Origin of the sequence: Citrobacter sp. Cpo074, from assembly GCF_030332745.1 — a bacterium.
GTDB lineage: Bacteria > Pseudomonadota > Gammaproteobacteria > Enterobacterales > Enterobacteriaceae > Citrobacter > Citrobacter portucalensis.
Genome location: NZ_JAOWHG010000022.1, coordinates 1 through 24,442, shown reverse-complemented (window position 1 = coordinate 24,442; position 24,442 = coordinate 1). Strand labels below are relative to the sequence as shown.

General features: G+C 52.6%; 23 protein-coding genes and 1 tRNA gene. 8 read left to right on the top strand and 16 right to left on the bottom strand.

Translation table 11 applies throughout. The features are described 5' to 3' along the window. Positions 1 to 185: 185 nt before the first annotated feature. From rho to trxA, 3 genes are all read right to left on the bottom strand, one after another. Complete coding sequence (gene rho, locus OGX83_RS00785; protein ID WP_002437993.1) at positions 186 to 1,445, bottom strand: transcription termination factor Rho; 1,260 nt, start codon at positions 1,443 to 1,445, stop codon at positions 186 to 188. A gap of 87 nt (positions 1,446 to 1,532) precedes the next feature. Beyond that, entirely contained in the window at positions 1,533 to 1,652 is a 120-nt protein-coding gene (locus OGX83_RS00780; protein WP_049259789.1) for a rho operon leader peptide, read from the bottom strand. Between the two features lie 130 nt (positions 1,653 to 1,782). Continuing rightward, complete coding sequence (trxA, locus tag OGX83_RS00775) at positions 1,783 to 2,112, bottom strand: thioredoxin TrxA (protein ID WP_001280776.1); 330 nt, start codon at positions 2,110 to 2,112, stop codon at positions 1,783 to 1,785. A 143-nt stretch (positions 2,113 to 2,255) separates the two neighbouring features. Between trxA and rhlB the strand changes: the two genes are divergently transcribed. Both rhlB and gppA read left to right on the top strand, forming a co-directional pair. Further along, on the top strand, positions 2,256 to 3,524 hold the full coding sequence (rhlB, locus tag OGX83_RS00770; protein ID WP_003829013.1) for an ATP-dependent RNA helicase RhlB: 1,269 nt from the start codon (positions 2,256 to 2,258) through the stop codon (positions 3,522 to 3,524). Between the two features lie 136 nt (positions 3,525 to 3,660). Further along, a complete protein-coding gene (gene gppA, locus OGX83_RS00765; protein WP_003829016.1) occupies positions 3,661 to 5,142 on the top strand; it encodes a guanosine-5'-triphosphate,3'-diphosphate diphosphatase in 1,482 nt (493 codons plus the stop codon). Between the two features lie 47 nt (positions 5,143 to 5,189). Here the strand turns inward: gppA and rep are convergent, their stop codons facing one another. The 4 genes from rep to OGX83_RS00745 all read right to left on the bottom strand — a co-directional run bounded on the left by rep (position 5,190) and on the right by OGX83_RS00745 (position 9,523). Then, entirely contained in the window at positions 5,190 to 7,211 is a 2,022-nt protein-coding gene (gene rep / locus OGX83_RS00760; protein ID WP_286587228.1) for a DNA helicase Rep, read from the bottom strand. A 104-nt stretch (positions 7,212 to 7,315) separates the two neighbouring features. Then, positions 7,316 to 8,044, bottom strand: a complete 729-nt coding sequence (gene pnuC, locus OGX83_RS00755; protein ID WP_060683009.1) for a nicotinamide riboside transporter PnuC — start codon at positions 8,042 to 8,044, stop codon at positions 7,316 to 7,318. Then, a complete protein-coding gene (locus OGX83_RS00750; protein ID WP_286587227.1) occupies positions 8,044 to 8,793 on the bottom strand; it encodes a nucleoside phosphorylase in 750 nt (249 codons plus the stop codon). Before OGX83_RS00750 ends, pnuC begins: the two co-directional genes overlap by 1 nt. Positions 8,794 to 8,818: 25 nt before the next feature. Next, on the bottom strand, positions 8,819 to 9,523 hold the full coding sequence (locus OGX83_RS00745; protein ID WP_071446079.1) for a Crp/Fnr family transcriptional regulator: 705 nt from the start codon (positions 9,521 to 9,523) through the stop codon (positions 8,819 to 8,821). A gap of 193 nt (positions 9,524 to 9,716) precedes the next feature. On the opposite strand from OGX83_RS00745, the gene ppiC (OGX83_RS00740) reads away from it, so the two are divergent. Beyond that, positions 9,717 to 9,998 carry a peptidylprolyl isomerase PpiC gene (gene ppiC / locus OGX83_RS00740; RefSeq protein WP_038634595.1) on the top strand — a complete coding sequence of 94 codons (282 nt, stop codon included), beginning with the start codon at positions 9,717 to 9,719 and terminating at the stop codon, positions 9,996 to 9,998. Positions 9,999 to 10,047: 49 nt separating this feature from the next. After that, positions 10,048 to 10,329 carry a peptidylprolyl isomerase PpiC gene (ppiC, locus tag OGX83_RS00735; protein ID WP_003017999.1) on the top strand — a complete coding sequence of 94 codons (282 nt, stop codon included), beginning with the start codon at positions 10,048 to 10,050 and terminating at the stop codon, positions 10,327 to 10,329. Between the two features lie 100 nt (positions 10,330 to 10,429). On the opposite strand, the gene ilvC is transcribed toward ppiC (OGX83_RS00735), so the two are convergent. Continuing rightward, entirely contained in the window at positions 10,430 to 11,905 is a 1,476-nt protein-coding gene (gene ilvC / locus OGX83_RS00730) for a ketol-acid reductoisomerase (protein WP_003829020.1), read from the bottom strand. A 164-nt stretch (positions 11,906 to 12,069) separates the two neighbouring features. On the opposite strand from ilvC, the gene ilvY reads away from it, so the two are divergent. Together ilvY and fabV are read left to right on the top strand one after the other, a co-directional pair. Continuing rightward, a complete protein-coding gene (ilvY, locus tag OGX83_RS00725) occupies positions 12,070 to 12,972 on the top strand; it encodes an HTH-type transcriptional activator IlvY (protein WP_003829023.1) in 903 nt (300 codons plus the stop codon). A gap of 172 nt (positions 12,973 to 13,144) precedes the next feature. Beyond that, on the top strand, positions 13,145 to 14,338 hold the full coding sequence (gene fabV, locus OGX83_RS00720) for an enoyl-ACP reductase FabV (RefSeq protein ID WP_008787067.1): 1,194 nt from the start codon (positions 13,145 to 13,147) through the stop codon (positions 14,336 to 14,338). A 63-nt stretch (positions 14,339 to 14,401) separates the two neighbouring features. Here the strand turns inward: fabV and ilvA are convergent, their stop codons facing one another. The 6 genes from ilvA to ilvL form a co-directional block, all read right to left on the bottom strand. After that, positions 14,402 to 15,946, bottom strand: coding sequence for a threonine ammonia-lyase, biosynthetic (ilvA, locus tag OGX83_RS00715; RefSeq protein WP_286587226.1), 1,545 nt, complete (start codon positions 15,944 to 15,946; stop codon positions 14,402 to 14,404). 5 nt (positions 15,947 to 15,951) lie between these two features. Beyond that, the gene (gene ilvD, locus OGX83_RS00710) at positions 15,952 to 17,802 is read right to left on the bottom strand and encodes a dihydroxy-acid dehydratase (protein WP_003829028.1); all 1,851 of its coding nucleotides are present in this window, start codon (positions 17,800 to 17,802) and stop codon (positions 15,952 to 15,954) included. Between the two features lie 60 nt (positions 17,803 to 17,862). Beyond that, complete coding sequence (locus tag OGX83_RS00705) at positions 17,863 to 18,792, bottom strand: branched-chain amino acid transaminase (protein WP_003018014.1); 930 nt, start codon at positions 18,790 to 18,792, stop codon at positions 17,863 to 17,865. A 17-nt stretch (positions 18,793 to 18,809) separates the two neighbouring features. After that, complete coding sequence (gene ilvM / locus OGX83_RS00700) at positions 18,810 to 19,073, bottom strand: acetolactate synthase 2 small subunit (protein ID WP_003018017.1); 264 nt, start codon at positions 19,071 to 19,073, stop codon at positions 18,810 to 18,812. Further along, positions 19,070 to 20,716, bottom strand: coding sequence for an acetolactate synthase 2 catalytic subunit (gene ilvG, locus OGX83_RS00695; protein ID WP_286587225.1), 1,647 nt, complete (start codon positions 20,714 to 20,716; stop codon positions 19,070 to 19,072). Before ilvG ends, ilvM begins: the two co-directional genes overlap by 4 nt. Before the next feature lie 139 nt (positions 20,717 to 20,855). Further along, positions 20,856 to 20,954 (bottom strand): ilv operon leader peptide, encoded by a 99-nt coding sequence (gene ilvL / locus OGX83_RS00690; RefSeq protein WP_001311244.1) that lies wholly within the window; start codon positions 20,952 to 20,954, stop codon positions 20,856 to 20,858. A gap of 352 nt (positions 20,955 to 21,306) precedes the next feature. On the opposite strand from ilvL, the gene OGX83_RS00685 reads away from it, so the two are divergent. Next, positions 21,307 to 22,827, top strand: coding sequence for a YifB family Mg chelatase-like AAA ATPase (locus OGX83_RS00685; RefSeq protein WP_286587224.1), 1,521 nt, complete (start codon positions 21,307 to 21,309; stop codon positions 22,825 to 22,827). Positions 22,828 to 22,851: 24 nt separating this feature from the next. Here OGX83_RS00685 and maoP read toward each other — a convergent pair whose 3' ends face one another. After that, positions 22,852 to 23,190 (bottom strand): macrodomain Ori organization protein MaoP, encoded by a 339-nt coding sequence (maoP, locus tag OGX83_RS00680; protein ID WP_003018025.1) that lies wholly within the window; start codon positions 23,188 to 23,190, stop codon positions 22,852 to 22,854. 106 nt (positions 23,191 to 23,296) lie between these two features. Here maoP and hdfR point away from each other — a divergent pair, with 106 nt between their 5' ends. Beyond that, complete coding sequence (gene hdfR / locus OGX83_RS00675) at positions 23,297 to 24,142, top strand: HTH-type transcriptional regulator HdfR (protein WP_286587223.1); 846 nt, start codon at positions 23,297 to 23,299, stop codon at positions 24,140 to 24,142. A gap of 99 nt (positions 24,143 to 24,241) precedes the next feature. Here hdfR and OGX83_RS00670 read toward each other — a convergent pair. Beyond that, positions 24,242 to 24,317 (bottom strand) — tRNA-Trp (locus OGX83_RS00670). Between the last annotated feature and the right edge of the window lie 125 nt (positions 24,318 to 24,442).

The window sequence follows — 24,442 nt, the reverse complement described above, 5'->3', positions numbered from 1 at the left end:
CGTTAAGACGCCCCCTTGAAGAGAGCAGCTAAAACATTACACTTCCTACCTCTTGTCGGTCATGCCACTCATTGTGACAATCCATGACGCCGATAATAATGACAATTTTATCTGACCAAACATTAGGATGAATCGTAAAAGCAAAACGCCACGTAAAAACGTGGCGTTTTCAGATGATGCCCGAATCAGGAACGCTTCATCATATCGAAGAAGTCGTCGTTGGTCTTGGTCATCGCCAGTTTGTTAATGAGGAATTCCATTGCATCGATTTCACCCATCGGATGGATGATTTTGCGCAGGATCCACATTTTCTGCAGCTCTTCCTGGGTGGTGAGCAGCTCTTCTTTACGGGTACCGGAACGGTTGTAGTCGATAGCCGGGAAGACGCGTTTTTCAGCAATCTTACGAGAGAGATGCAGTTCCATGTTGCCGGTACCTTTAAACTCTTCGTAGATAACTTCATCCATTTTAGAGCCGGTATCAATCAGCGCAGTCGCGATGATGGTCAGGCTACCGCCCTCTTCCACGTTACGTGCAGCACCAAAGAAACGCTTAGGACGATGCAGGGCGTTGGCGTCCACACCACCGGTCAGTACTTTACCGGAAGCCGGAACCACGGTGTTATATGCACGCGCCAGACGGGTGATGGAGTCAAGCAGAATGATAACGTCTTTCTTGTGTTCAACCAGACGTTTCGCCTTCTCGATAACCATTTCCGCAACCTGAACGTGGCGGGAGGCAGGTTCGTCAAAGGTAGAGGCAACCACTTCACCTTTCACCAGACGCTGCATCTCGGTAACTTCTTCCGGACGTTCGTCAATCAGCAGCACCATCAGCACGCAGTCAGGATGATTGTATGCAATGCTCTGCGCGATGTTCTGCAGCAGCATGGTTTTACCCGCTTTCGGCGGAGCAACAATCAGACCACGTTGGCCACGACCGATCGGCGATGCCAGGTCCAGTACACGCGCCGTTAAGTCTTCAGTAGAACCGTTACCACGTTCCATACGCAGACGAGAGTTTGCGTGCAGCGGCGTTAAGTTCTCAAAGAGGATTTTGTTACGGGCGTTTTCTGGTTTGTCGTAGTTAACTTCGTTAACTTTCAACAGCGCAAAGTAGCGTTCACCTTCTTTCGGCGGGCGAATCTTACCAGAAATGGTATCACCAGTGCGGAGGTTGAAACGGCGGATTTGGCTGGGAGAAACGTAGATGTCATCAGGACCGGCGAGGTAGGAGCTGTCTGCAGAGCGGAGGAAACCAAATCCATCCTGCAATATCTCCAGCACACCGTCACCAAAGATATCTTCGCCACTCTTTGCGTGCTGCTTCAGGATGGCAAAAATAATGTCCTGCTTGCGCATACGAGCCAGGTTTTCCAGGCCCATATTTTCGCCGAGAGTGATCAGCTCAGAAACCGGCGTATTCTTTAATTCGGTAAGATTCATAATGGTGTGAGTTCTTAAACTTGGGGTAAATCTCGAACTTAATGTTGTGAATGGTATGGCAGGGTCATCCATGCCTGTTTACGGCCATCAACTCATGTCTGTTCGCTGTCTGGTCACAGGAAAGTACGCAGAACTGAAACGACAAGACGGATTGAGTGACAAGCCAGGAATCTGTCCACTCCTCGCGCGAGAAACAACGGGAAGTATTGGATATAACTAGATTCAAACTTAATAAGGTATGTTTAATACGAAGTCAACACTAACTTAGCACGACTCAAGTCGGGCGTCCAGTCATCCGAATCATTTCGAAGTAGGGTCGCCCGATCATGAGACTTCCTTACGCTAAATTAGCGTCGAGGAATTCTTTCAACTGACCTTTGGACAGCGCGCCGACTTTCGTCGCCGCAACTTCGCCGTTTTTAAACAGCAGCAGGGTCGGGATGCCACGGATACCATACTTCGGCGCGGTGCCTGGGTTTTGGTCAATGTTCAGTTTAGCAACCGTCAGTTTGCCCTGATATTCGTCAGCGATTTCATCCAGAATCGGAGCGATCATTTTGCACGGACCGCACCACTCTGCCCAGAAATCAACGAGGATTGCTCCGTCCGCTTTGAGTACATCCGTGTCAAAACTGTCGTCAGTCAGGTGAATAATTTTATCGCTCATAATAACTCCACAGGAATAAGCCTGGTGCATTGGTGTAGCATTAATCAACGACGTGTTGATGTAGCATTAACCAACTAAAGGTTGACTTTATTTCACCGGATACGCTTTCGTAAAGCAATAGTAAGCTGATATTCTACCACACTATGAGCAAAACACATTTAACAGAACAGAAGTTTTCCGACTTCGCCCTGCACCCAAAGGTGATAGAAGCCCTTGAAAATAAAGGCTTTCATAACTGTACGCCCATTCAGGCCCTCGCGCTGCCACTAACGCTGGCTGGTCGTGATGTTGCCGGGCAGGCGCAAACCGGTACCGGAAAAACGATGGCGTTCCTGACGTCAACGTTTCATTATCTTCTCTCTCATCCCGCGATTGCCGATCGCAAGGTGAACCAACCGCGTGCGTTAATTATGGCGCCAACGCGTGAGTTAGCCGTGCAGATCCACGCCGATGCCGAGCCGCTGGCACAGACCACTGGTCTGAAATTAGGCCTGGCGTATGGCGGCGACGGTTACGATAAACAGCTGAAAGTGCTAGAAAGCGGCGTCGATATTCTTATCGGCACGACCGGTCGTCTCATCGACTATGCAAAACAGAACCACATTAATCTGGGCGCGATTCAGGTCGTGGTGCTGGATGAAGCCGATCGTATGTACGATCTGGGCTTTATTAAAGATATCCGTTGGCTGTTCCGTCGTATGCCGCCAACCACCCAACGTCTGAACATGCTGTTTTCTGCAACCCTCTCTTACCGCGTTCGCGAACTGGCGTTCGAACAGATGAATAACGCTGAGTACGTTGAAGTCGAACCGGAACAGAAAACTGGCCACCGCATTAAAGAAGAGCTCTTCTACCCTTCCAACGAAGAGAAAATGCGTTTGCTGCAAACGCTGATTGAAGAAGAGTGGCCAGATCGCGCCATTGTTTTTGCTAACACCAAGCATCGTTGTGAAGATATCTGGGGCAGTCTTGCTGCGGACGGTCATCGCGTCGGTCTGCTGACCGGTGACGTAGCACAGAAAAAACGTCTGCGTATTCTTGATGAGTTCACCCGTGGCGATCTCGACATTCTCGTTGCGACGGATGTCGCTGCGCGTGGCCTGCATATCCCAGCAGTAACGCACGTATTTAACTATGACCTGCCGGATGACTGTGAAGATTACGTTCACCGAATCGGTCGTACCGGGCGTGCTGGCGCAAGCGGTCACTCTATCAGCCTGGCCTGTGAAGAGTACGCGCTGAATTTACCTGCAATCGAGACCTATATCGGCCACTCGATTCCGGTCAGCAAATATAACCCGGATGCGCTGATGACCGATCTGCCGAAGCCGTTGCGCTTAACGCGCCCGCGTACAGGCAATGGCCCACGCCGTACCGGTGGTGCTCCGCGTAATCGTCGTCGTTCAGGTTAAGAAAAGTTATGCCATACACAAAATCATTCAGCCTGTATCAAGGCGGCAAGAAAACGAATCCCGATGAGCTTACTTTAGTAAGTGATTCTGGTGAGAGAACGCAGCCAACACAGATACAGGTTGAAGGATGAAGTGTATGAATTCTACTTCGCTGTATGCGGCAATCGATCTCGGCTCGAATAGTTTTCATATGCTGGTTGTACGCGAGGTGGCAGGAAGCATCCAGACGCTCACGCGTATCAAACGCAAAGTGCGTCTGGCCGCTGGACTCAACGGTGACAACGAGCTCTCTGTTGAAGCGATGGAGCGCGGCTGGCAATGTTTGCGCCTGTTTGCAGAACGTCTGCAGGATATTCCGCATCCACAAATCCGGGTGGTCGCCACGGCAACATTACGCATCGCCGTAAATGCCGATGTGTTTATTGCCAAAGCGCAAGAGATCCTTGGCTGCCCTGTCCAGGTGATTAGCGGTGAAGAAGAAGCGCGACTGATTTATCAAGGTGTAGCCCATACAACCGGCGGTGCCGATCAGCGTCTGGTTGTGGATATTGGTGGCGCCAGCACTGAATTAGTCACCGGTTCCGGCGCACAAACCACCTCTCTGTTCAGCCTGTCGATGGGCTGCGTCACCTGGCTCGAACGCTATTTTACCGATCGTAATCTGGCACAGGAAAACTTTGACGAGGCAGAGAAGGCCGCACGTGAAGTTCTGCGCCCGGTCGCCGACAAACTGCGTTTTCATGGCTGGAAAGTTTGCGTTGGTGCCTCTGGTACCGTCCAGGCGTTGCAGGAAATCATGATGGCGCAGGGTATGGATGAGCGCATTACGTTGGCCAAACTGCAGCAGCTTAAGCAGCGCGCCATTCACTGCGGTCGTCTGGAAGAGCTGGAAATCGAAGGGTTAACGCTGGAACGTGCGCTGGTATTCCCCAGCGGGCTGGCCATTCTGATTGCTATTTTCACCGAACTGAACATTCAATGCATGACCCTGGCCGGCGGCGCATTACGTGAAGGTCTGGTCTACGGCATGCTGCACCTGGCGGTGGATCAGGATATTCGTAGCCGCACATTACGCAATATCCAGCGTCGCTTTATGGTCGATACAGAGCAAGCACATCGCGTTGCTAATTTAGCGACTAAATTTCTCGATCAGGTAGAAAAAAAGTGGCATCTTGAACCGATTAGCCGCGAACTACTGATTAGTGCCTGTCAGCTGCATGAAATTGGCCTGAGCGTTGATTTTAAACAGGCACCACAGCATGCCGCTTATCTGGTGCGCAATCTCGATCTCCCGGGTTTTACCCCTGCGCAAAAGAAACTGCTAGCAACGCTGTTACTCAATCAGACTAATCCCGTCGATCTCTCTTCGCTCCACCAGCAAAACGCAGTGCCACCGCGCATCGCGGAGCATCTTTGCCGTTTGCTACGTTTGGCGATCATCTTCGCCAGCCGTCGCCGTGACGATCTTGTGCCGGAAATTCAAATGGATGCAAGAAACGAGCACCTGACGGTCACGCTACCAGAAGGCTGGCTGGAACATCATCCGCTGGGTAAAGAGTTAATCGATCAGGAAAGTCAGTGGCAAAGCTATGTCCACTGGCCACTGGACGTTCATTAGATGTTGGTTGCCGGATAGCGTTTACACGTATCCGGCCAACAAAATACCTACTTCGCTTTGGCTTTCGCCATCATTGCCCGAATATTAGCGATGCTTGCCTGCCCTTTTTGCATCCGCTCCTCAGCGCTCACCACTTTACGCTCTTGTTCCCAGATAACGTCATCCTGTGGCAGCTCCAGCAGGAAACGACTCGGTTCCGGACGCACCAGCTCACCGTACTGACGACGCTCTTTACACAGCGTGAAGATGAGTTCTTTCTGTGCACGCGTAATCCCTACGTAAGCCAGACGACGTTCTTCGTCGATATTGTCTTCATCGATACTGCTCTGGTGCGGCAAAAATCCTTCTTCCATTCCCACCATAAACACGTACGGGAACTCCAGCCCTTTTGAGGCATGCAGCGTCATCAACTGCACCTGATCCAGCTCTTCTTCACTCTCTCCACGCTCCATCATGTCGCGCAGAGTAAAGCGGGTAACGACCTGGGTCAGGGTCATCGGCTCTTCCAGCTCACTGCCTTCCAGCATCTCCGTCATCCAGCTGAACAACGTATTGACGTTTTTCATACGCATTTCAGCCGCTTTCGGGCTCGGCGAGGTTTCATACAGCCAGGATTCGTAATCAATACCGTGGATCAGATCGCGCACAGCGGCAACCGGTTCGCGCTCCGCCAGGCGCTGAATTTCACCCAGCCAGTGCGTAAAGCGGGTCAGAGAGTCATACCCGCGCCCGGTCAGTCTCTGGCTAAGCCCCATATCAAAGCTGGCGGTAAACAGGCTTTTATTACGCGTCATCGCCCATTCACCCAACTTTTGCAGCGTGGCCGGACCGATTTCACGCTTTGGCGTGTTTACGATGCGCAAAAATGCGCTGTCGTCATCCGGGTTGCTCAGCACGCGCAGGTAGGCCAGCAGATCTTTAATCTCCGGACGCGAGAAGAACGATGTTCCGCCGGAAATTTTGTACGGGATACGGTTCTGCATCAGAAACTTTTCGAACACGCGCGACTGATGATTACCGCGATAAAGGATGGCGTAGTCTTTATATTGCGTCTTGTTCACAAAGTGATGGGCAATTAATTCCCCGGTCACACGTTCGGCTTCGTGCTCTTCATTATTGGCACTTAGTACCTTCAGCTCAGCACCGTAACCCAACTCGGAAAAGAGCCGCTTTTCAAAGACGTGTGGATTGTTCGCAATGAGGATGTTCGCCGCTTTCAGGATGCGACCTGATGAACGGTAGTTTTGCTCCAGCTTCACCACCTGTAAAGCCGGAAAATCTTTGCTTAACAGTACCAGGTTCTGCGGACGGGCGCCGCGCCAGGAGTAGATCGACTGATCGTCATCGCCCACGACGGTAAAGCGCGCACGTTTCCCTACCAGCAACTTCACCAGCTCGTACTGGCTGGTGTTGGTATCCTGATATTCATCCACCAGCAGGTAGCGGATTCTGTTTTGCCAGCGCTCACGCACTTCTTCATTGCGCTGTAGCAGCAGAGTGGGCAGCAGGATAAGATCGTCAAAATCGAGGACGTTACACGCCTTCATATGCGCGTCATACAGACCATAGCAGTGGGCAAAAATACGATCGCGCTCGCCCTTTGCGCTGGCTGCCGCCTGCGCCGGAGTCATCAGATCGTTTTTCCAGTTGGAGATCGTCGAGATCAGCTGCTGGAGAATAAGCTTATCGTCTTCGATTAGCCCTTCGGTCAGTTCCTTAAGCAAGGCCACCTGGTCAGTATCGTCAAACAACGAGAAGTTAGATTTCATCCCCAGCGCCGCGTATTCACGCTTAATGATATCCAGTCCCAGGGTGTGGAAGGTGGAGATCATCAACCCACGCGCCTCTTTACGACCCAGCGTTTGCGCCACGCGCTCTTTCATCTCGCGCGCAGCCTTATTGGTAAAGGTCACTGCCGCAATATGTCGTGCCTGATAGCCACATTCACGGATCAGATGGGCTATTTTGTTGGTGATAACACGCGTCTTGCCGGAACCCGCTCCCGCCAGCACCAGGCAAGGTCCGGTGACGAATTCGACGGCTTGTTGTTGTCCGGGGTTCAAACGCATAAGGGATTGCTCAATCTGTAAACACGGGGGAGGTGGATTGTAGCAGAAAGAGGGAGAAAAAGAGTAACTGGCTACCCCTGTGAGTAGCCAGAAAATCGGGTCAATCAGGAAGCTGTCGCGGCTAGTGGTGTATAGCCGTTGCGCTGCGCGCTCTTGATCCAGCTGTAGGATCCCATCACCGCGATTGCCGTCAGCAGGACATACTCAAGCGACATGGCGTAAACGCCCTGCACCGCGTAAATAACCACGCTAATCACGTCGATGAGCACCCACAGCAGCCAGTTTTCGACATATTTACGCGTCATCAGAATCATGGCCGCAATCGACAACACCAGCATGGTGGAATCCCAGAACGGGAAGGCATCGGGCTGAAGGTCAGGCATCGCGACCGGTATACCTATCATTTGTAGCAGTGCAATCATAATGCGGGTAAGCGCTGCAAACACCGGATCGATAAACAGCGTCATCAAAACTATCGCCACCGCGCAAACGCCGCCCAGTACCAGGGTTTGCTGACGGGAAAGCCAACGTACCTTGAGCGCAGCTTCCTGCGCCTCGTTTTGTCGGCTCCACGCATACCAACCGTAAATGTTAGCGGCGAAGAAAAACACCTGTAGCAACAAGCTGGCATAGAGCTGAATCTGGAAAAAGATTGCTGCAAACAGCGTGACGTTAATCAGGCCAAACAGGTAATTGATGATTTTTTCCCGGCTGGCACACCAGATACATAACAGACCAAATACGGTACCAATGGCTTCAATCCAAGATAGTGCATAGCCGCCTTCGCCGAGAGGAATGTTGACCATTACATTGTTAATGCTAAAAAAGTCCATCACTGACCTCCTTGCTGACTATCGGAATGAATGGCGCGTAGCGCCAGGGTAATTTGCCGTTCTTCGCCCTGTTGGCACAACGTTTCCTGCTGGACATAATCATTGATACTGCTATCCAGACAACCGTTGTGGGCAACCACCACATTGAGTAATGACGCCGTATGTAACCCGCGCAGCGCACCGATGGTCATCAAAGCGGCACTTTCCATATCCGCACCCAGAACGCCGAGTGCCGACCACTGCGCATCCAGTTCCGCTTCCCGGTCGGTATAAAAACTATCGTGGCTGCGCACCAGGCCGCATGTGGCGGGAATATTCATCTGCCGCGCCTGCGCCATCAGTTCCCTGGTTAACTGCGGGTCGGCGCAGGCCGGATAGCCCGCAGGCGCATAGGTACGGCTGGTCCCGTCATCCGTTACCGCGGCATGGGCGATAATCACGTCACCAAGCGCAAGATTATCCTGCAATGCCCCGCAGCTACCGATACGAATCAGGGTCTTTACACCGATTTGACGCAGTTCTTCAATGGCAATAGCCGTAGACGGTCCACCGATTCCGGTAGAGAGCACTAAAATCTCGATCCCCTGATACCAACCTCGCGCGGCGCGAAACTCACGGTTTTGACCAAGCGATTCTGGGTTATCAAGAAAATTGGCGATGCGATCGACTCGCAACGGGTCTCCCGGCAGCAGCGCATAGCGTGCGCCTGTCATCTCCTTGCTTAACTGGATATGGGGTTGCAGCGACATTCTCGCGCCTCCTTCACTCTTACGGTTATCCGATATCAGCCTCCTGCTTTAACTTTTCAGGGACTAACAACACAATGCTTTCACCATCGGTATCAATAATCTGTAACGCTTTCAGGTCATGTAAAATACGGTTAATACTGCGTGTCGTCGCCGCCAGTTCCTGACTGAGGTTTAGCTTATCCAGCAAAATTTCATTCGTTCCATCTTGTTGATAACGCAGCCATAACGCCTGGCACACTCGCTGATACAGCGAGTAAAGATTGTCGCTGCTGGCCTTTTTCGACAGCTGGTAATATTGCTGACTAAAGAAGCGCAGCATCCGCTGGTTAAAATGGTTATCTAACGCCAGCCAGCGGCTGAAGTATTCCTGCGATAAGCTCAGAAGCTGCACATGTCCTACCGCCACTACCGAACAGATGTAATGGCGCGACTCAAAAATCTCGAGTTCGCCCAGCATATCGCCTTTCCGGTAGCGGGCTTGACGATAACGACGTCCATCTTCAGCCTCATAGAAAACATCGACTTCACCGGCAATAATCAGCGAAAAACGCTGACATATTTCCCCCTGCCGACAGATAAAGGCACCGCGTTGGATCTCTTCAAAACGCCAGCGCTGCATGATGTCCAGAGGGCAATATTTCAATAATTCATAGAGCTGTGGATCGCGAACAATATCACCCAGCCCGGTAAGCCATCCGACTGAAAATTCAGTTTTTTTCATTGTATCCATGATATCTCGCTCCATGGCTGTAGGGACAGGACGGAGGTCCCCGGCAAAAGGGAATGCGGCAGAGAAAATGTCGCTCATCTCCCGTTTCCATGCATCAGGCGAGACATCTGTCCCGCGATGGCGAAGAGTATATGTCCACGACTAAGACGGGTGATAAAGTAATGGGACATCTTTGAGACATGAGAACAAAATAATGGCTAAGAGCGCGGCAGCCCTACATATCCTGGTGAAAGAAGAGAAATTAGCTCTGGAGATCCTGAGCAAGCTGGATCGCGGTATTAGCTTCGATCATTTGGCAAAACGCTATTCTCGCTGCCCCTCTGGGCGCAACGGAGGCGATCTGGGCGAGTTCAAACAGGGGATGATGGTGGGGCCATTTGATGCCGCTGTGTTTAGCTGCCCACTGCTTAAACCTTACGGGCCTGTAAAAACCAAATTTGGCTACCACATCATCAAAGTGCTGTATCGACGGTAAGCCATGCTAAAATCGCGAGCCTTACAGACCCCTTTTTGAAGGCACGATCATGGCAAAAACAGCAGCAGCAGTGCATATCCTTGTTAAAGAAGAGAAACTGGCACTGGATCTTCTGGAACAGATTAAAAACGGCGCCGACTTCGGCAAACTGGCGAAGAAACACTCCATCTGCCCATCAGGCAAACGCGGCGGTGATTTAGGCGAATTCCGTCAGGGCCAGATGGTTCCGGCGTTCGACAAAGTGGTCTTTTCCTGCCCTGTGCTGGAGCCAACCGGTCCGCTGCACACTCAGTTCGGTTACCACATCATTAAAGTGCTGTACCGTAACTAATAGAAAGCCCGGTGTTTAAACACCGGGCTTTTTTTGCCGGATAGCGCTTCGCTTATCCGGCCTACGAAGCGCTGTTGATATGCCATTCCTCTATGAGGAATTATCCTGCGACCGCAATGCGCTTCATATCGGTCATGTAGCCACGCAGTTTCTGGCCCACTTTCTCGATAGCATGGCCGCGAATCGCATCGTTCACGTCACGCAGTTGCGCGTTGTCTACCGCGCCTTCAGCAATCGCTTTGCCCAGGTCGCCGGTCTGCAGGGTGGTCATGAACTCTTTCAGCAGCGGTACGCAAGCGTAAGAGAACAGGTAGTTGCCGTATTCTGCGGTATCAGAGATAACCACGTTCATTTCGTACAGACGCTTACGGGCAATGGTGTTGGCGATCAGCGGCAGTTCGTGCAGTGATTCGTAGTAAGCAGATTCTTCGATGATGCCGGAATCCACCATGGTTTCGAACGCCAGCTCAACGCCCGCTTTCACCATCGCAATCATCAGAACGCCTTTATCAAAGTATTCCTGCTCGCCGATTTTACCGTCGAACTGGGCAGCGGTTTCGAACGCGGTTTTGCCGGTCTCTTCACGCCAGGTCAGCAGTTTCTTATCGTCGTTGGCCCAGTCAGCCATCATGCCGGAAGAGAATTCACCGGAGATGATGTCGTCCATGTGTTTCTGGAACAGCGGTGCCATGATCTCTTTCAGCTGTTCAGACAGCGCGTAAGCACGCAGTTTCGCCGGGTTAGAAAGACGGTCCATCATCAGAGTGATGCCGCCCTGCTTCAGCGCTTCGGTGATGGTTTCCCAGCCGAACTGAATCAGTTTTTCAGCATATGCCGGGTCAGTACCCTCTTCCACCAGCTTATCGAAGCACAGCAGAGAACCGGCCTGCAGCATACCGCACAGGATAGTCTGCTCACCCATCAGGTCAGATTTCACTTCCGCAACGAAGGAGGACTCCAGTACGCCAGCACGGTGACCGCCGGTGGCCGCAGCCCAAGCTTTAGCAATCGCCATGCCTTCGCCTTTCGGATCATTTTCCGGGTGAACGGCGATCAGCGTAGGTACGCCGAAACCACGTTTGTACTCTTCACGAACTTCAGTACCCGGGCATTTCGGTGCCACCATCACAACGGTGATGTCTTTACGGATCTGCTCGCCCACTTCCACGATGTTGAAGCCGTGGGAGTAACCCAGCGCTGCGCCGTCTTTCATCAGCGGCTGTACAGAACGCACAACGTCGGAGTGCTGCTTGTCCGGAGTCAGGTTAACCACCAGATCAGCCTGCGGGATCAGCTCTTCGTAGGTACCCACTTTGAAGCCGTTTTCGGTCGCTTTACGCCAGGAAGCACGCTTCTCAGCAATGGCTTCTTTACGCAGTGCGTAGGAGATATCCAGACCGGAGTCACGCATGTTCAGGCCCTGGTTCAGACCCTGGGCGCCACAGCCGACGATGACCACTTTTTTACCCTGAAGGTAGCTCGCACCATCGGCGAATTCGTCGCGCCCCATAAAGCGACATTTACCCAGCTGTGCCAGCTGCTGGCGCAGGTTCAGTGTATTAAAGTAGTTAGCCATGATGGTGTACTCCGTGATGTTGTGTTGTGGTGCTTATTATTCGGTTCGCAGATTTGTATTTGCGAGATTGAATCCACATTACAACAGGAAATTTATTGCGGAAATTGATATATTCACAACGTCACATTGCAATTTATGCAACGTAGAAAATCGGAGGCTCGTCTGTGGATTTACGCGATCTGAAAATGTTCCTGCATTTGGCTGAAAGTCGTCACTTTGGCCGCAGCGCGCGGGCAATGCACGTAAGCCCATCCACGCTTTCCCGGCAGATTCAGCGCCTCGAAGAAGACCTCGGCCAGCCGCTGTTTGTGCGCGATAACCGTACGGTTACGCTGACCGAAGCAGGTGAAGAGCTGCGCGTGTTTGCCCAACAGACGCTGTTGCAGTACCAGCAGTTACGCCACACCTTAGATCAACAAGGGCCGTCGCTGTCGGGCGAACTGCATATCTTCTGTTCGGTAACTGCCGCCTACAGCCATCTGCCGCCAATCCTTGACCGTTTCCGCGCCGAGCATCCGTCAGTGGAAATTAAGCTCACCACCGGCGACGCCGCCGATGCGATGGATAAAGTTGTCACTGGTGAAGCCGATCTGGCAATTGCCGGTAAGCCCGAAACGCTGCCTGGCGCGGTGGCGTTCTCGATGCTGGAGAATCTGACGGTTGTGTTGATCGCTCCGGCGCTGCCCTGCCCGGTGCGAAATCAGGTATCGGTCGATAAGCCGGACTGGTCGACGGTGCCGTTTATCATGGCCGATCAGGGTCCGGTACGCCGCCGTATCGAGCTGTGGTTCCGCCGTCACAAAATCAGCAACCCATCAATTTACGCCACGGTGGGTGGCCACGAAGCGATGGTCTCAATGGTGGCGCTGGGCTGCGGCGTAGCTCTGCTGCCGGAAGTGGTGCTAGAAAACAGCCCGGAGCCGGTGCGTAATCGCGTGATGATTTTAGAGCGCAGTGACGAAAAAACACCGTTCGAGCTTGGCGTCTGCGCGCCGAAAAAGCGACTGCATGAACCGCTGATCGACGCGTTTTGGAAGATTGTTCTGGAACGTAAATCCGCAGAGTAGCACCAGCGTCAGGTCTAAAATCAGTGGTAGATTCAGTATTGGCGCTCCTTTTCTGTATAATGTCGTGATCCATTGTAGTGGGGGGCTTGTTAACCATCGCGTTAAGCAGGCCAGAACAGACGGTGTCATTGCGCACTTGACAGCGAAAATACAAACTTAATTAGCCATCATTATGATAATCAAACCAAAAATTCGTGGATTCATCTGTACAACGACCCATCCGACTGGCTGCAAAGTCAACGTGGAAAAGCAGATCGAGTATGTTAAGCAGAACGGGAAAATCGAGAACGGCCCGTCTCGCGTGCTGGTGATCGGTGCTTCCACCGGTTACGGTCTGGCTTCCAGAATTTCCGCCGCCTTTGGCAGCGGTGCCGCCACTATCGGCGTATTTTTCGAAAAACCGGGCACGGATACCAAACCAGGTTCCGCAGGCTGGTATAACTCTGCAGCTTTCGACGAAGCGGCCAAGCGTGAAGGTCTGTACTCCAAAAGCATCAACGGCGATGCGTTCTCTGACGAATGCCGTGATGAAGTGATCAAACTGATCAAAGAAGACCTGGGTCAGATTGACCTGGTGGTTTACTCACTGGCTTCCCCAGTGCGTAAAATGCCGAAAACCGGTGAAATCGTCCGTTCAGCGCTGAAGCCAATCGGTGAGGTTTACACCTCTAAAGCGATCGATACCAACAAAGATCAGATCATCACCGCCAGCATTGAGCCGGCAACCGAAGAAGAAGTTCAGAACACCGTCACCGTCATGGGCGGCGAAGACTGGGAACTGTGGATGGGCGCGCTGAGCGAAGCGGGCGTGCTGGCTGATGGCGTGAAAACCGTAGCCTACTCCTACATCGGTACCGACCTGACCTGGCCAATCTACTGGCACGGCGCGCTGGGCAAAGCGAAAGAAGACCTCGATCGCGCGGCGGGAGAACTGCGTAACCAGCTGGCACCGCTGAACGGTTCCGCTAACGTTGCCGTACTGAAGTCCGTCATCACCCAGGCATCTTCTGCGATTCCGGTAATGCCACTGTACATCTCCATGGTCTTCAAGCTGATGAAAGCGCAAGGGATTCACGAAGGTTGTATTGAGCAGATCAACCGTCTGATGACCACCAGCCTGTACGGCGATAAAGTGGCGCTTGATGACAACCAGCGTATCCGTATGGATGACTGGGAACTGCGTGACGACATTCAGCAGGCATGTCGCGATCTGTGGCCGCTGATCACTACCGAAAACCTGGCGCAAGAAACTGACTATGCAGGATACAAGCAGGAATTCCTGAACCTGTTCGGTTTTGCCCTCGACGGTGTGGATTACGATGCTGACGTGAATACCGAAGTCGAATTCGACGTTATCACTCTGTAATCTGCTGATACAGTAGCAAAAAGGGTTCATGTTTTTACATGAACCCTTTTTTAATGGCTGTCGTTAACCCGCCAGGAAGAACCTGAACGCCGGGTTATGTGTTTCATCATGACAGTCATAACCCAGTTCATTCAGCCGCGTTTCGAAATCAGGCTCGTGTTCACCCAACTCAAACGCCGCCAGCACACGACCATAGTCAGTGCCGTGACTGCGATAGTGGAACAATGAAATATTCCAGTGCGTCCCCAGGGTATGCAGGAATTTGAGCAACGCCCCCGGCGACTCCGGAAATTCGAAGCTATAAAGACGTTCCTGTAAGGGTTTCGACGGACGTCCACCGACCATATAGCGCACGTGTAGCTTCGCCATCTCGTCATCAGACAGATCCACCACGCTATAGCCGCCCTCATTGAGCAGTTGCAGGATTTCCTTACGCTCTTCCAGCCCACGACTCAGACGTACGCCGACAAAAATGCAGGCGTCTTTCGCATCAGCAAAGCGGTAGTTAAACTCGGTCACCGAGCGCCCGCCCAGCAGTTGGCAAAACTTCAGGAAGCTGCCCTTTTCTTCCGGGATGGTCACGGCCAGCAAGGCTTCGCGCTGTTCCCCCAGCTCGCAACGTTCGGAAACGTAGCGCAGGCCGTGGAAGTTAACGTTAGCGCCGGAAAGAACATGCGCCAGGCGCTCGCCGCGAATATTATGCTGGGCGATGTATTTTTTCATCCCCGCCAGCGCCAGTCCCCCGGAAGGCTCCGCCACCGCACGTACATCCTCGAACAGGTCTTTCATTGCCGCGCAAATAGCATCACTATCGACAGTGATAATATCGTCGAGATATTCCTGGCACAGACGGAAGGTTTCATCACCAATACGTTTCACCGCCACGCCTTCGGCAAAGAGACCCACTCGCGGCAGATCCACCGGATGACCGGCATCCAGCGCCGCTTTCAGACAGGCCGAATCTTCCGCTTCCACGGCAATCACTTTGATTTGCGGCATCAGCTGTTTAATTAGCACCGCAACACCTGCCGCTAATCCGCCACCACCAACTGGCACAAATACGCGATCGAGATGCGCGTCCTGCTGGAGCAGCTCCAGCGCCAGCGTGCCCTGCCCGGCAATCACCATCGGATGATCGAACGGCGGCACCCAGGTAAACCCCTGCTGCTGCGACAATTCAATCGCTTTGGCTTTGGCTTCATCAAAGTTCGCGCCGTGCAGCAGCACTTCTCCGCCGAAGCCGCGAACGGCGTCGACTTTGATATCGGCGGTAGCCGTTGGCATGACAATCAGCGCCTTCACGCCTAATCGCGCAGAAGAGAACGCGACACCCTGAGCATGATTACCAGCCGATGCGGTAATGACGCCATGCGCTTTTTGCTCTTCGGTCAAGCCCGCCATCATGGCATAGGCACCGCGTAGCTTGAAGCTGTGAACAGGTTGACGGTCTTCGCGCTTCACCAGAATGACATTGTCGAGGCGCGAAGAGAGTTTTTCCATTTTCTGTAGCGGCGTTACCTGTGCCGCTTCGTATACCGGCGCACGCAGTACCGCTCTGAGATACTCGGCGCCCTCAGGAGCGCCGGATAGAGGTTGTGAATCCGCCATGGTCATTATCCCCCGAGCTTCGACTTATCGCGCACCGCACCTTTGTCGGCACTGGTTGCCAGGCTGGCGTAGGCGCGCAGTGCAAAGGAGACCTGACGCTGACGATCTTTTGGCGTCCAGGCTTTGTCACCGCGAGCTTCCTGCGCTTCACGGCGCGCAGCGATTTCCGCATCACTCAGTTGCAATTGAATGCCACGATTCGGGATATCGATGGCAATCATGTCACCATCTTCGATAATCGCGATATTACCGCCGCTGGCCGCTTCCGGAGAAACGTGACCAATGGAAAGCCCCGAAGTACCGCCGGAGAAACGACCGTCGGTAATCAGCGCGCAAGCCTTACCGAGGCCCATCGATTTCAGGAAGGTGGTGGGGTAGAGCATTTCCTGCATGCCAGGCCCGCCTTTCGGCCCTTCGTAGCGAATGACAACCACGTCGCCAGCCACCACTTTACCGCCGAGGATGGCTTCAACCGCATCGTCCTGGCTTTCATACACTTTTGCCGGGCCGGTGAATTTCAGGATGCTGTCATCCACGCCTGCGGTTTTTACAATACAGCCGTTTTCCGCGAAGTTACCGTACAGGACTGCCAGACCGCCGTCTTTGCTGTAAGCATGTTCCAGCGAGCGGATGCAGCCTTCAGCGCGGTCGTCATCCAGCGTATCCCAACGGCAGTCCTGTGAGAACGCCTGGGTAGTACGAATGCCGGCCGGGCCTGCACGGAACATTTTTTTCACCGCGTCGTCTTTGGTCAACATCACGTCATACCGATCGAGCGTTTGCGGCAGAGTCAGCCCCAGCACGTTTTTCACGTCGCGGTTCAGCAGTCCAGCACGATCCAGTTCGCCTAAAATACCCAGTACGCCGCCTGCGCGGTGCACGTCTTCCATATGGTATTTCTGCGTGCTCGGTGCCACTTTACACAGCTGCGGGACTTTGCGGGACAGCTTGTCGATATCACTCATGGTGAAGTCGATTTCCGCTTCCTGCGCGGCCGCCAGCAGGTGCAGAACGGTATTGGTGGAGCCGCCCATGGCGATATCCAGCGTCATGGCGTTCTCAAACGCTGCCTTGCTGGCAATGTTGCGCGGCAGGGCGGAGGCATCATCCTGCTCGTAATAGCGTTTGGTCAGCTCGACGATGCGTTTACCTGCGTTGAGGAACAGTTCTTTACGGTCGGCGTGAGTCGCCAACAGCGAACCGTTACCCGGCTGCGACAAGCCCAGCGCTTCAGTCAGGCAGTTCATCGAGTTAGCGGTGAACATACCGGAACAGGAGCCGCAGGTCGGACAGGCGGAACGTTCAACCTGCTCGCTTTGTGAGTCGGAAACTTTCGGGTCAGCGCCCTGAATCATCGCATCAACCAGGTCGAGCTTGATGATTTGGTCAGAGAGCTTGGTTTTCCCGGCTTCCATCGGACCGCCGGAAACAAAGATCACCGGAATATTCAGGCGCAAAGAGGCCATTAACATCCCGGGGGTGATTTTGTCGCAGTTGGAGATGCAGACCATCGCATCGGCGCAGTGGGCGTTAACCATGTACTCAACGGAGTCAGCGATCAGCTCACGCGACGGCAGTGAATACAGCATGCCGCCATGGCCCATGGCGATACCATCATCCACAGCAATGGTGTTGAACTCTTTCGCCACGCCGCCTGAGGCTTCGATTTGTTCGGCAACCAGCTTACCGAGATCGCGCAGGTGGACGTGACCCGGCACAAACTGGGTAAAGGAGTTCACCACAGCGATAATCGGTTTACCGAAGTCATCATCGGTCATCCCGGTGGCGCGCCACAATGCGCGGGCACCCGCCATATTGCGGCCGTGGGTGGTGGTAGCAGAACGATACTTAGGCATGCTTGATTAACTCCCGTCTGTCTAATAATTGGGACGGTGCGTGCCGTCCCAAATTTATGTTTATTGATTAACCTGATCCAACCAGCCGTATTTATCTTCCGTTTCACCGGTGAAGAGGCCAAAGAAGGCCTGCTGGATGCGTTTGGTGACCGGACCGCAGCGGCCTTCGCCCACCTGGATACCATCGACACTGCGTACTGGGGTGATTTCGGCCGCGGTACCGGACATGAACACTTCATCGGCCAGGTACAGTGATTCACGGGACAGCACCTGCTCACGCACTTCGATATCGAGATCTTTCGCCAGCTTAATGATCGCATCACGAGTGATACCCGGCAGCGCGGAAGAGGTAAACGGCGGGGTAAACAGAATGCCGTCTTTTACTTCAAACAGGTTTTCGCCCGCACCTTCGGAGATGTAGCCATTCACGTCCAGCGCAATGCCTTCCTGATAGCCATGACGACGCGCTTCGCTACCCACCAGCAGCGAAGACAGATAGTTACCGCCCGCTTTAGCAGCAGTAGGGATGGTGTTCGGCGCAACGCGGTTCCAGGAAGAAACCATCGCGTCGATCCCCTGCTCCAGTGCTTCAGCACCGAGGTAAGCGCCCCACGGGAACGCGGCGATGATCACGTCAGTGGTGTATCCCGCTGGCGGGTTAACGCCCATCCCCACGTCGCCAACAAACACCAGCGGACGGATATAGGCGCTGGTCAGATTGTTTTTACGAATCACCTCGCGGCAAGCTTCCATCAGCTCATCAACGCTCTGAGAAACCGGAAAACGATAGATCTTGGCTGAATCACGCAGACGCTGCATATGTTCGCGATGACGGAACACCACCGGCCCTTTGTGAGAATCGTAGCAACGGATGCCTTCAAATACAGAAGTACCGTAGTGCAGCGCGTGGGACATCACGTGAACCTTCGCGTCTTCCCAACGAATCATCTCGCCATTAGACCAAATGTAATCAGCTTTTTTCGTCGTCATTTTTCTTCCTTTTGCGCTCAGGCGCGGATTTGTTGTGATGTGGTTGTGCTCTGGCAGATAGCAACATGTGCAACGTCTACCAGTTTACTTAACTGACTAAACAGTAAGTCGACCGACCGGGGGCTGGCAACGGTCAATTCGATATTTATATTTTGCGCATCGCTGGCGGCTTCCATATTCATGGAGCACACCTGAAAACCACGATGGCGTACCACGCGTAAAACACGTTCTAACGTTTCCGGATTGAAACGAGCCTCAACGGCGACCTGATGTTGCATCATGATAATTTCTCCAGCATTTCTGAGTTACTGGCACCTGGTGGTACCAGAGGCCAGACATTCTCAAGTTCGTCGATTGAGACATGAAGCAGGTATGGCCCCTCGCTGTTCAGCATGGTGTCGAGTGCCGCTTCAACCTGGTCTTTACGGGTGATGTGTTGACCTGGTATGCCGAAGGCGCTGGCCAACATGAGGAAATCGGGGTTATCGGTAAGGGTGGTTTCGCTATAACGTTCCTGGAAAAACAGCTGCTGCCATTGTCGCACCATGCCTAACCGCTGGTTGTCGAGTAAGACTATTTTCAGCGGCAACTGCTTGCGTTTTACGGTGCCCAGTTCCTGTACATTCATCATGAAGGAACCGTCACCGGAGATACAGATTACCGTATCGTTCGGGCGAGCAACCTGCGCGCCAACCGCTGCTGGCAGGCCAAAGCCCATCGTACCCAAGCCGCTCGAGGTGATGAAATTTTCCGGGCGGGTGTAGGTCATATGCTGCGCCGACCACATCTGATGCTGACCAACATCCGTTGTCACTACGCTGTCCGTGGGTTTGCGATCGGACAACTGCTTCAACAACAGTGGCGCGTAGATAGCCTCACCGGGATGATCATAGCGCCAGGTATGCTCTGTGCGCAGTTCAGTGCTATGCTGACGCCATGCGTCAATCTTCAGAGATTGCTGCAATGCCGGCAGCAGAGAATTTAAATCACCCTGCAGGGCGACGTGCGCCTGGCGCAGCTTGTTCATTTCCGCCGGGTCAATATCCATGTGGATCACGCTGGCGTTCGGTGCGAAGGTATTCAGCTTGCCGGTCACCCGGTCATCAAAACGCGCACCCACTGCAATCAGTAAATCACATTCTTGCACCGCGAAATTTGCCGCTTTAGTGCCATGCATTCCCAACATACCCAAATAGTATGGGTAGTCAGCTTCTACTGCACCCAGCCCCTTCAACGTGCAGGCGACCGGCATTTGGGTTACCGCGATAAATTCACGCAGGGCCGGGACCGCCTGCGCCATACCAACGCCGCCACCGACGTACAGGATCGGTTTTTGCGCCTGCGCCAGCATTTTACGCGCCTGCTCAATGTCAGCGTGCGGGAAAACCTCTACGTTTTCGACAGTCGTAAAATACGGCTCCAGCGTACCGCTGGCCAGCTGGATGTCTTTCGGGATATCAACCAGAACCGGACCCGGACGACCGGAGTTCGCCACAGCGAAAGCCTCTGCCATGATGCGCGGCAGCTCTTCCAGTGACTGCACCAGGAAACTGTGTTTGGTGCAGGACAAAGACATACCCAGAACGTCCACTTCCTGGAACGCATCCGTTCCGATGAAAGGTGAGGCCACCTGACCGGTGATCGCCACCACAGGAACAGAATCTAACAGCGCATCGGCAAGTCCGGTGATCAGGTTGGTAGCGCCAGGACCTGAAGTGGCGATACACACGCCGGTTTTACCGGTCGCACGAGCATAGCCAATTGCCGCCATTGCCGCGCCCTGCTCGTGTCGGCACAACAGGTGTTCTACGCCGCCGTCATACAACGCATCGTAAACCGGCATAATTGCGCCACCAGGATAACCAAAGACGGTTTGAACCCCTTGTGCACGCAACGCATGTACCACCCACTGTGCCCCATTCATAGTTACATCCCCGCCGTAAATCTTGAGAAACAGAATTTTATGCTACCGTTCACTTTCTGCTCCTCGTGTATGTTTTTAAGGTCAAAAAAAACCCCCGGACCTTTCGGTGCGGGGGTCTTAGTTCGTTAAGGCTTGTTTTCTAAGCCTTTCCTCGTCCAAGTGCAGCCCCGCACGGTGGGATAATAATCACCACCACGCTAATCACGACCAGGCTAATCACTCGTAGAAGGGCTGTCATTTTTGTATTTTCTTGCATCTTGTTCGAAGGAATACCTAAAGAGTTACCATAGAATTTGCAAATGACACAAGATATTTTTTTATTCGTTTTTCTGACGCCGTTAACGGTTTAGATAAATATCGTTGTTTTTTATACAAAAAATCAAAAGTGAAAATATTTCACGTTTCAGGTGATTCTCGGCAACCCGTTCCCTACTAAAAACGTTATTCAAAAGCGTTTGCGAGCGCTATTCCAGGCTTTATGCAAGCAGTATTGAGCTACATAAAAACACGGGAATAAGCCTCTAAAAACCGTAATTATGTGAAATCTTGCCGCGATGTATTGCGACATAATGCTTTCATCAGGAGGGCTTATGTCACTATCGATTGTTCACACACGCGCTGCGCTGGGCGTGAATGCGCCAGCCATTACCATCGAGGTACATATCAGTAATGGTTTGCCTGGTTTAACCATGGTGGGATTACCCGAAACAACGGTAAAAGAGGCTCGCGATCGAGTTCGCAGTGCGATTATTAATAGCGGTTATGAATTCCCGGCGAAGAAGATAACCATAAACCTCGCTCCGGCCGATCTCCCGAAAGAAGGGGGACGATATGATTTACCTATCGCAGTTGCGCTTCTGGCAGCGTCTGAGCAGCTTACAACCCATAACCTCGATACATATGAGCTGGTAGGCGAATTAGCGCTTACAGGCGCGTTACGTGGCGTTCCCGGTGCGATATCAAGTGCAACTGAAGCTATTCGCGCAGGCAGGAGAATTATTGTCGCAAAAGAGAATGCAACTGAAGTGGGACTGATACACGGTGAAGGGTGCCTGATAGCCGATCATCTACAGGCCGTATGCGCATTTCTCGAAGGTAAGCATGATTTAGACAGACCATCATCGGCAGATTTTACCCCCTGCGCATTAGCAGATGATCTGAGCGATGTTATCGGCCAGGAACAGGGTAAACGCGGGCTGGAGCTTACCGCAGCTGGCGGTCATAACCTCTTACTCATCGGGCCGCCGGGAACGGGTAAGACCATGCTGGCCAGTCGCCTGAGAGGATTGCTTCCGCCACTGAGCAATGATGAAGCACTGGAAAGCACCGCGATTCTAAGTCTGGTCAATTCCGACACGCTACAAAAACAGTGGAAACAACGCCCTTTTCGTTCGCCGCATCACAGTGCTTCATTAACTGCCATGGTCGGTGGCGGCTCTATTCCTGCGCCAGGCGAGATATCTCTGGCGCATAACGGCATACTGTTTCTGGATGAACTTCCCGAGTTTGAGCGGCGCACGCTGGATGCACTGCGAGAGCCCATTGAGTCCGGGCAGATTCATTTATCCCGCACTCGGGCAAAAATAACTTACCCCGCGCGTTTTCAGCTTATTGCTGCCATGAATCCCAGCCCAACAGGACATTATCAGGGGAACCATAACCGCTGTACCCCAGAGCAGACGCTACGCTACCTCAATCGATTATCAGGTCCATTTCTTGACCGCTTCGATCTCTCCCTCGAAATCCCCTTACCGCCTCCCGGCATACTCAGCCAGAGCCAGGTAAAAGGGGAAGATAGCGCAACGGTGAAGCAACGCGTTATGGCAGCACGAGAGCGTCAGTATCAGCGGCAGAATAAGTTAAATGCGCACCTGGACAGTCAGGATATCCATAAATACTGTCCACTGCGTAGCGACGATGCGCAGTGGCTTGAAGAAACGCTCGCGCATCTCGGATTATCCATCCGCGCCTGGTTACGCCTGATAAAGGTCGCTCGAACGATCGCGGATATAGAACAATCTGACCATATCTCTCGCCAGCACTTACAGGAAGCTGTTGGGTATCGGGCGATAGACAGATTACTCATTCATTTGCAGAAACTACTGGCATAAAAAAAGGGCTTTCGCCCTTTTTTATTAATCATCAGATTCGGTGTAGTCTTCCGCACCTTCCACCTGAGGTTTCCCGCCAGACAGCGTGTGGAAGCGTTTTGGACGCTTAATGCGCGTCATGTATTTGGACCACACACGTTCAGCTTCGGTAACCGGTTCGCGCTCACCACGGCATACCGCAACAAACAGTTTTTCTTCTTCCGTTACCGGCTCACGCTTGCCCAGATCCAGCTCGTTGAAAGCATAACCGTGACGCTCAAGCAGTTGTGCTTCTTTAATGGTGAAATCACCATGACGGGAGAATCCGCGGGGATAATATTTATTATCGAAATATCGATTAGTCGTCGTAAAGCTTTCCGCCATCCTGCACGCTCCTAATTCTTTGGCCGAGCTATTTATGGCGCGGAGTATTAGTTACGCTTGACAGAGCGTCAAACAAAAGATTTAAATCATAACGACAAATAATTTTATGGAGCGAGTTGTGGATACGGAATTGTTAAAAACTTTCCTGGAAGTTAGCCGGACACGCCACTTTGGCAGGGCTGCTGAAGCGCTCTATCTGACCCAATCAGCGGTTAGTTTTCGGATCAGACAACTGGAAAATCAATTGGGTGTAAACCTGTTCACCCGACACAGAAACAATATCCGTTTAACCGCTGCAGGTGAAAAATTATTACCTTACGCTGAAACGCTGATGAATACGTGGCAAGCAGCACGTAAGGAGGTTGCGAATACCTCGCGGCATAACGAGTTTTCTATTGGTGCCAGCGCATCCCTCTGGGAATGCATGCTTAATGGCTGGCTGGGGCGTTTGTACCAATCCCAGGAGCCACAATCCAGCCTGCAATTTGAAGCGAGGATCGCGCAGCGACAGTCGTTAGTAAAACAGCTTCATGAACGACAGCTTGATCTATTGATTACTACAGAAACGCCCAAAATGGACGAATTTAGCAGCCAACTGTTGGGATATTTCACGCTGGCGCTCTATTGCAGTTCTCCTTCACAAACCAAAGATGAACTGAATTATCTGCGTCTGGAATGGGGACCTGACTTTCAGCAACACGAGACTGGATTGATTGCGGGAGATGAAGTGCCGGTACTTACCACCAGTTCGGCAGAATTAGCCAGGCAGCAACTTTCAGTCCTCAAAGGTTTTAGCTGGCTACCGGTCAGCTGGGCTAAAGGTAAAAGCGATCTCCATACGGTTACCGACAGTACAACGCTTTCACGCCCGTTATATGCAGTTTGGCTGCAAAATAGCGATAAACATGCGCTGATTTGCGATCTGCTGAGAACGAATATTCTGGAAGATTAAGGAAAACGCTGGCAAGGATGCCGGGAGTAAAATAGAAAGAAGGAAAAACTCAAATTACAGGTAAAAAAAATCCTTAGCAAGAATGCTAAGGATTGTTTCTGGCAGGGGCGGAGAGACTCGAACTCGCGACACCCGGTTTTGGAGACCGGTGCTCTACCAACTGAGCTACGCCCCTAAATCTTCTTATCATTAAGCCTGCTTAGTAGCAGGCTTAATTTTCTAATAAGTGGCGGAACGGACGGGACTCGAACCCGCGACCCCCTGCGTGACAGGCAGGTATTCTAACCAACTGAACTACCG

Excerpts from the sequence above, each read along its gene's own strand:
- ilvC (WP_003829020.1), bottom strand. The coding sequence starts at position 11,905 with ATGGCTAACTACTTTAATACACTGAACCTGCGCCAGCAGCTGGCACAG.
- OGX83_RS00750 (WP_286587227.1), bottom strand. The coding sequence starts at position 8,793 with ATGTCGCTGCAACCCCATATCCAGTTAAGCAAGGAGATGACAGGCGCA.
- fabV (WP_008787067.1), top strand. The coding sequence starts at position 13,145 with ATGATAATCAAACCAAAAATTCGTGGATTCATCTGTACAACGACCCAT.
- gppA (WP_003829016.1), top strand. The coding sequence starts at position 3,661 with ATGAATTCTACTTCGCTGTATGCGGCAATCGATCTCGGCTCGAATAGT.
- ppiC (WP_003017999.1), top strand. The coding sequence starts at position 10,048 with ATGGCAAAAACAGCAGCAGCAGTGCATATCCTTGTTAAAGAAGAGAAA.
- OGX83_RS00685 (WP_286587224.1), top strand. The coding sequence starts at position 21,307 with ATGTCACTATCGATTGTTCACACACGCGCTGCGCTGGGCGTGAATGCG.
- maoP (WP_003018025.1), bottom strand. The coding sequence starts at position 23,190 with ATGGCGGAAAGCTTTACGACGACTAATCGATATTTCGATAATAAATAT.
- hdfR (WP_286587223.1), top strand. The coding sequence starts at position 23,297 with ATGGAGCGAGTTGTGGATACGGAATTGTTAAAAACTTTCCTGGAAGTT.
- ilvM (WP_003018017.1), bottom strand. The coding sequence starts at position 19,073 with ATGATGCAACATCAGGTCGCCGTTGAGGCTCGTTTCAATCCGGAAACG.
- rhlB (WP_003829013.1), top strand. The coding sequence starts at position 2,256 with ATGAGCAAAACACATTTAACAGAACAGAAGTTTTCCGACTTCGCCCTG.
- trxA (WP_001280776.1), bottom strand. The coding sequence starts at position 2,112 with ATGAGCGATAAAATTATTCACCTGACTGACGACAGTTTTGACACGGAT.
- ilvD (WP_003829028.1), bottom strand. The coding sequence starts at position 17,802 with ATGCCTAAGTATCGTTCTGCTACCACCACCCACGGCCGCAATATGGCG.
- rho (WP_002437993.1), bottom strand. The coding sequence starts at position 1,445 with ATGAATCTTACCGAATTAAAGAATACGCCGGTTTCTGAGCTGATCACT.
- OGX83_RS00705 (WP_003018014.1), bottom strand. The coding sequence starts at position 18,792 with ATGACGACGAAAAAAGCTGATTACATTTGGTCTAATGGCGAGATGATT.
- ppiC (WP_038634595.1), top strand. The coding sequence starts at position 9,717 with ATGGCTAAGAGCGCGGCAGCCCTACATATCCTGGTGAAAGAAGAGAAA.
- pnuC (WP_060683009.1), bottom strand. The coding sequence starts at position 8,044 with ATGGACTTTTTTAGCATTAACAATGTAATGGTCAACATTCCTCTCGGC.
- rep (WP_286587228.1), bottom strand. The coding sequence starts at position 7,211 with ATGCGTTTGAACCCCGGACAACAACAAGCCGTCGAATTCGTCACCGGA.
- OGX83_RS00745 (WP_071446079.1), bottom strand. The coding sequence starts at position 9,523 with ATGGATACAATGAAAAAAACTGAATTTTCAGTCGGATGGCTTACCGGG.
- ilvL (WP_001311244.1), bottom strand. The coding sequence starts at position 20,954 with ATGACAGCCCTTCTACGAGTGATTAGCCTGGTCGTGATTAGCGTGGTG.
- ilvA (WP_286587226.1), bottom strand. The coding sequence starts at position 15,946 with ATGGCGGATTCACAACCTCTATCCGGCGCTCCTGAGGGCGCCGAGTAT.
- ilvG (WP_286587225.1), bottom strand. The coding sequence starts at position 20,716 with ATGAATGGGGCACAGTGGGTGGTACATGCGTTGCGTGCACAAGGGGTT.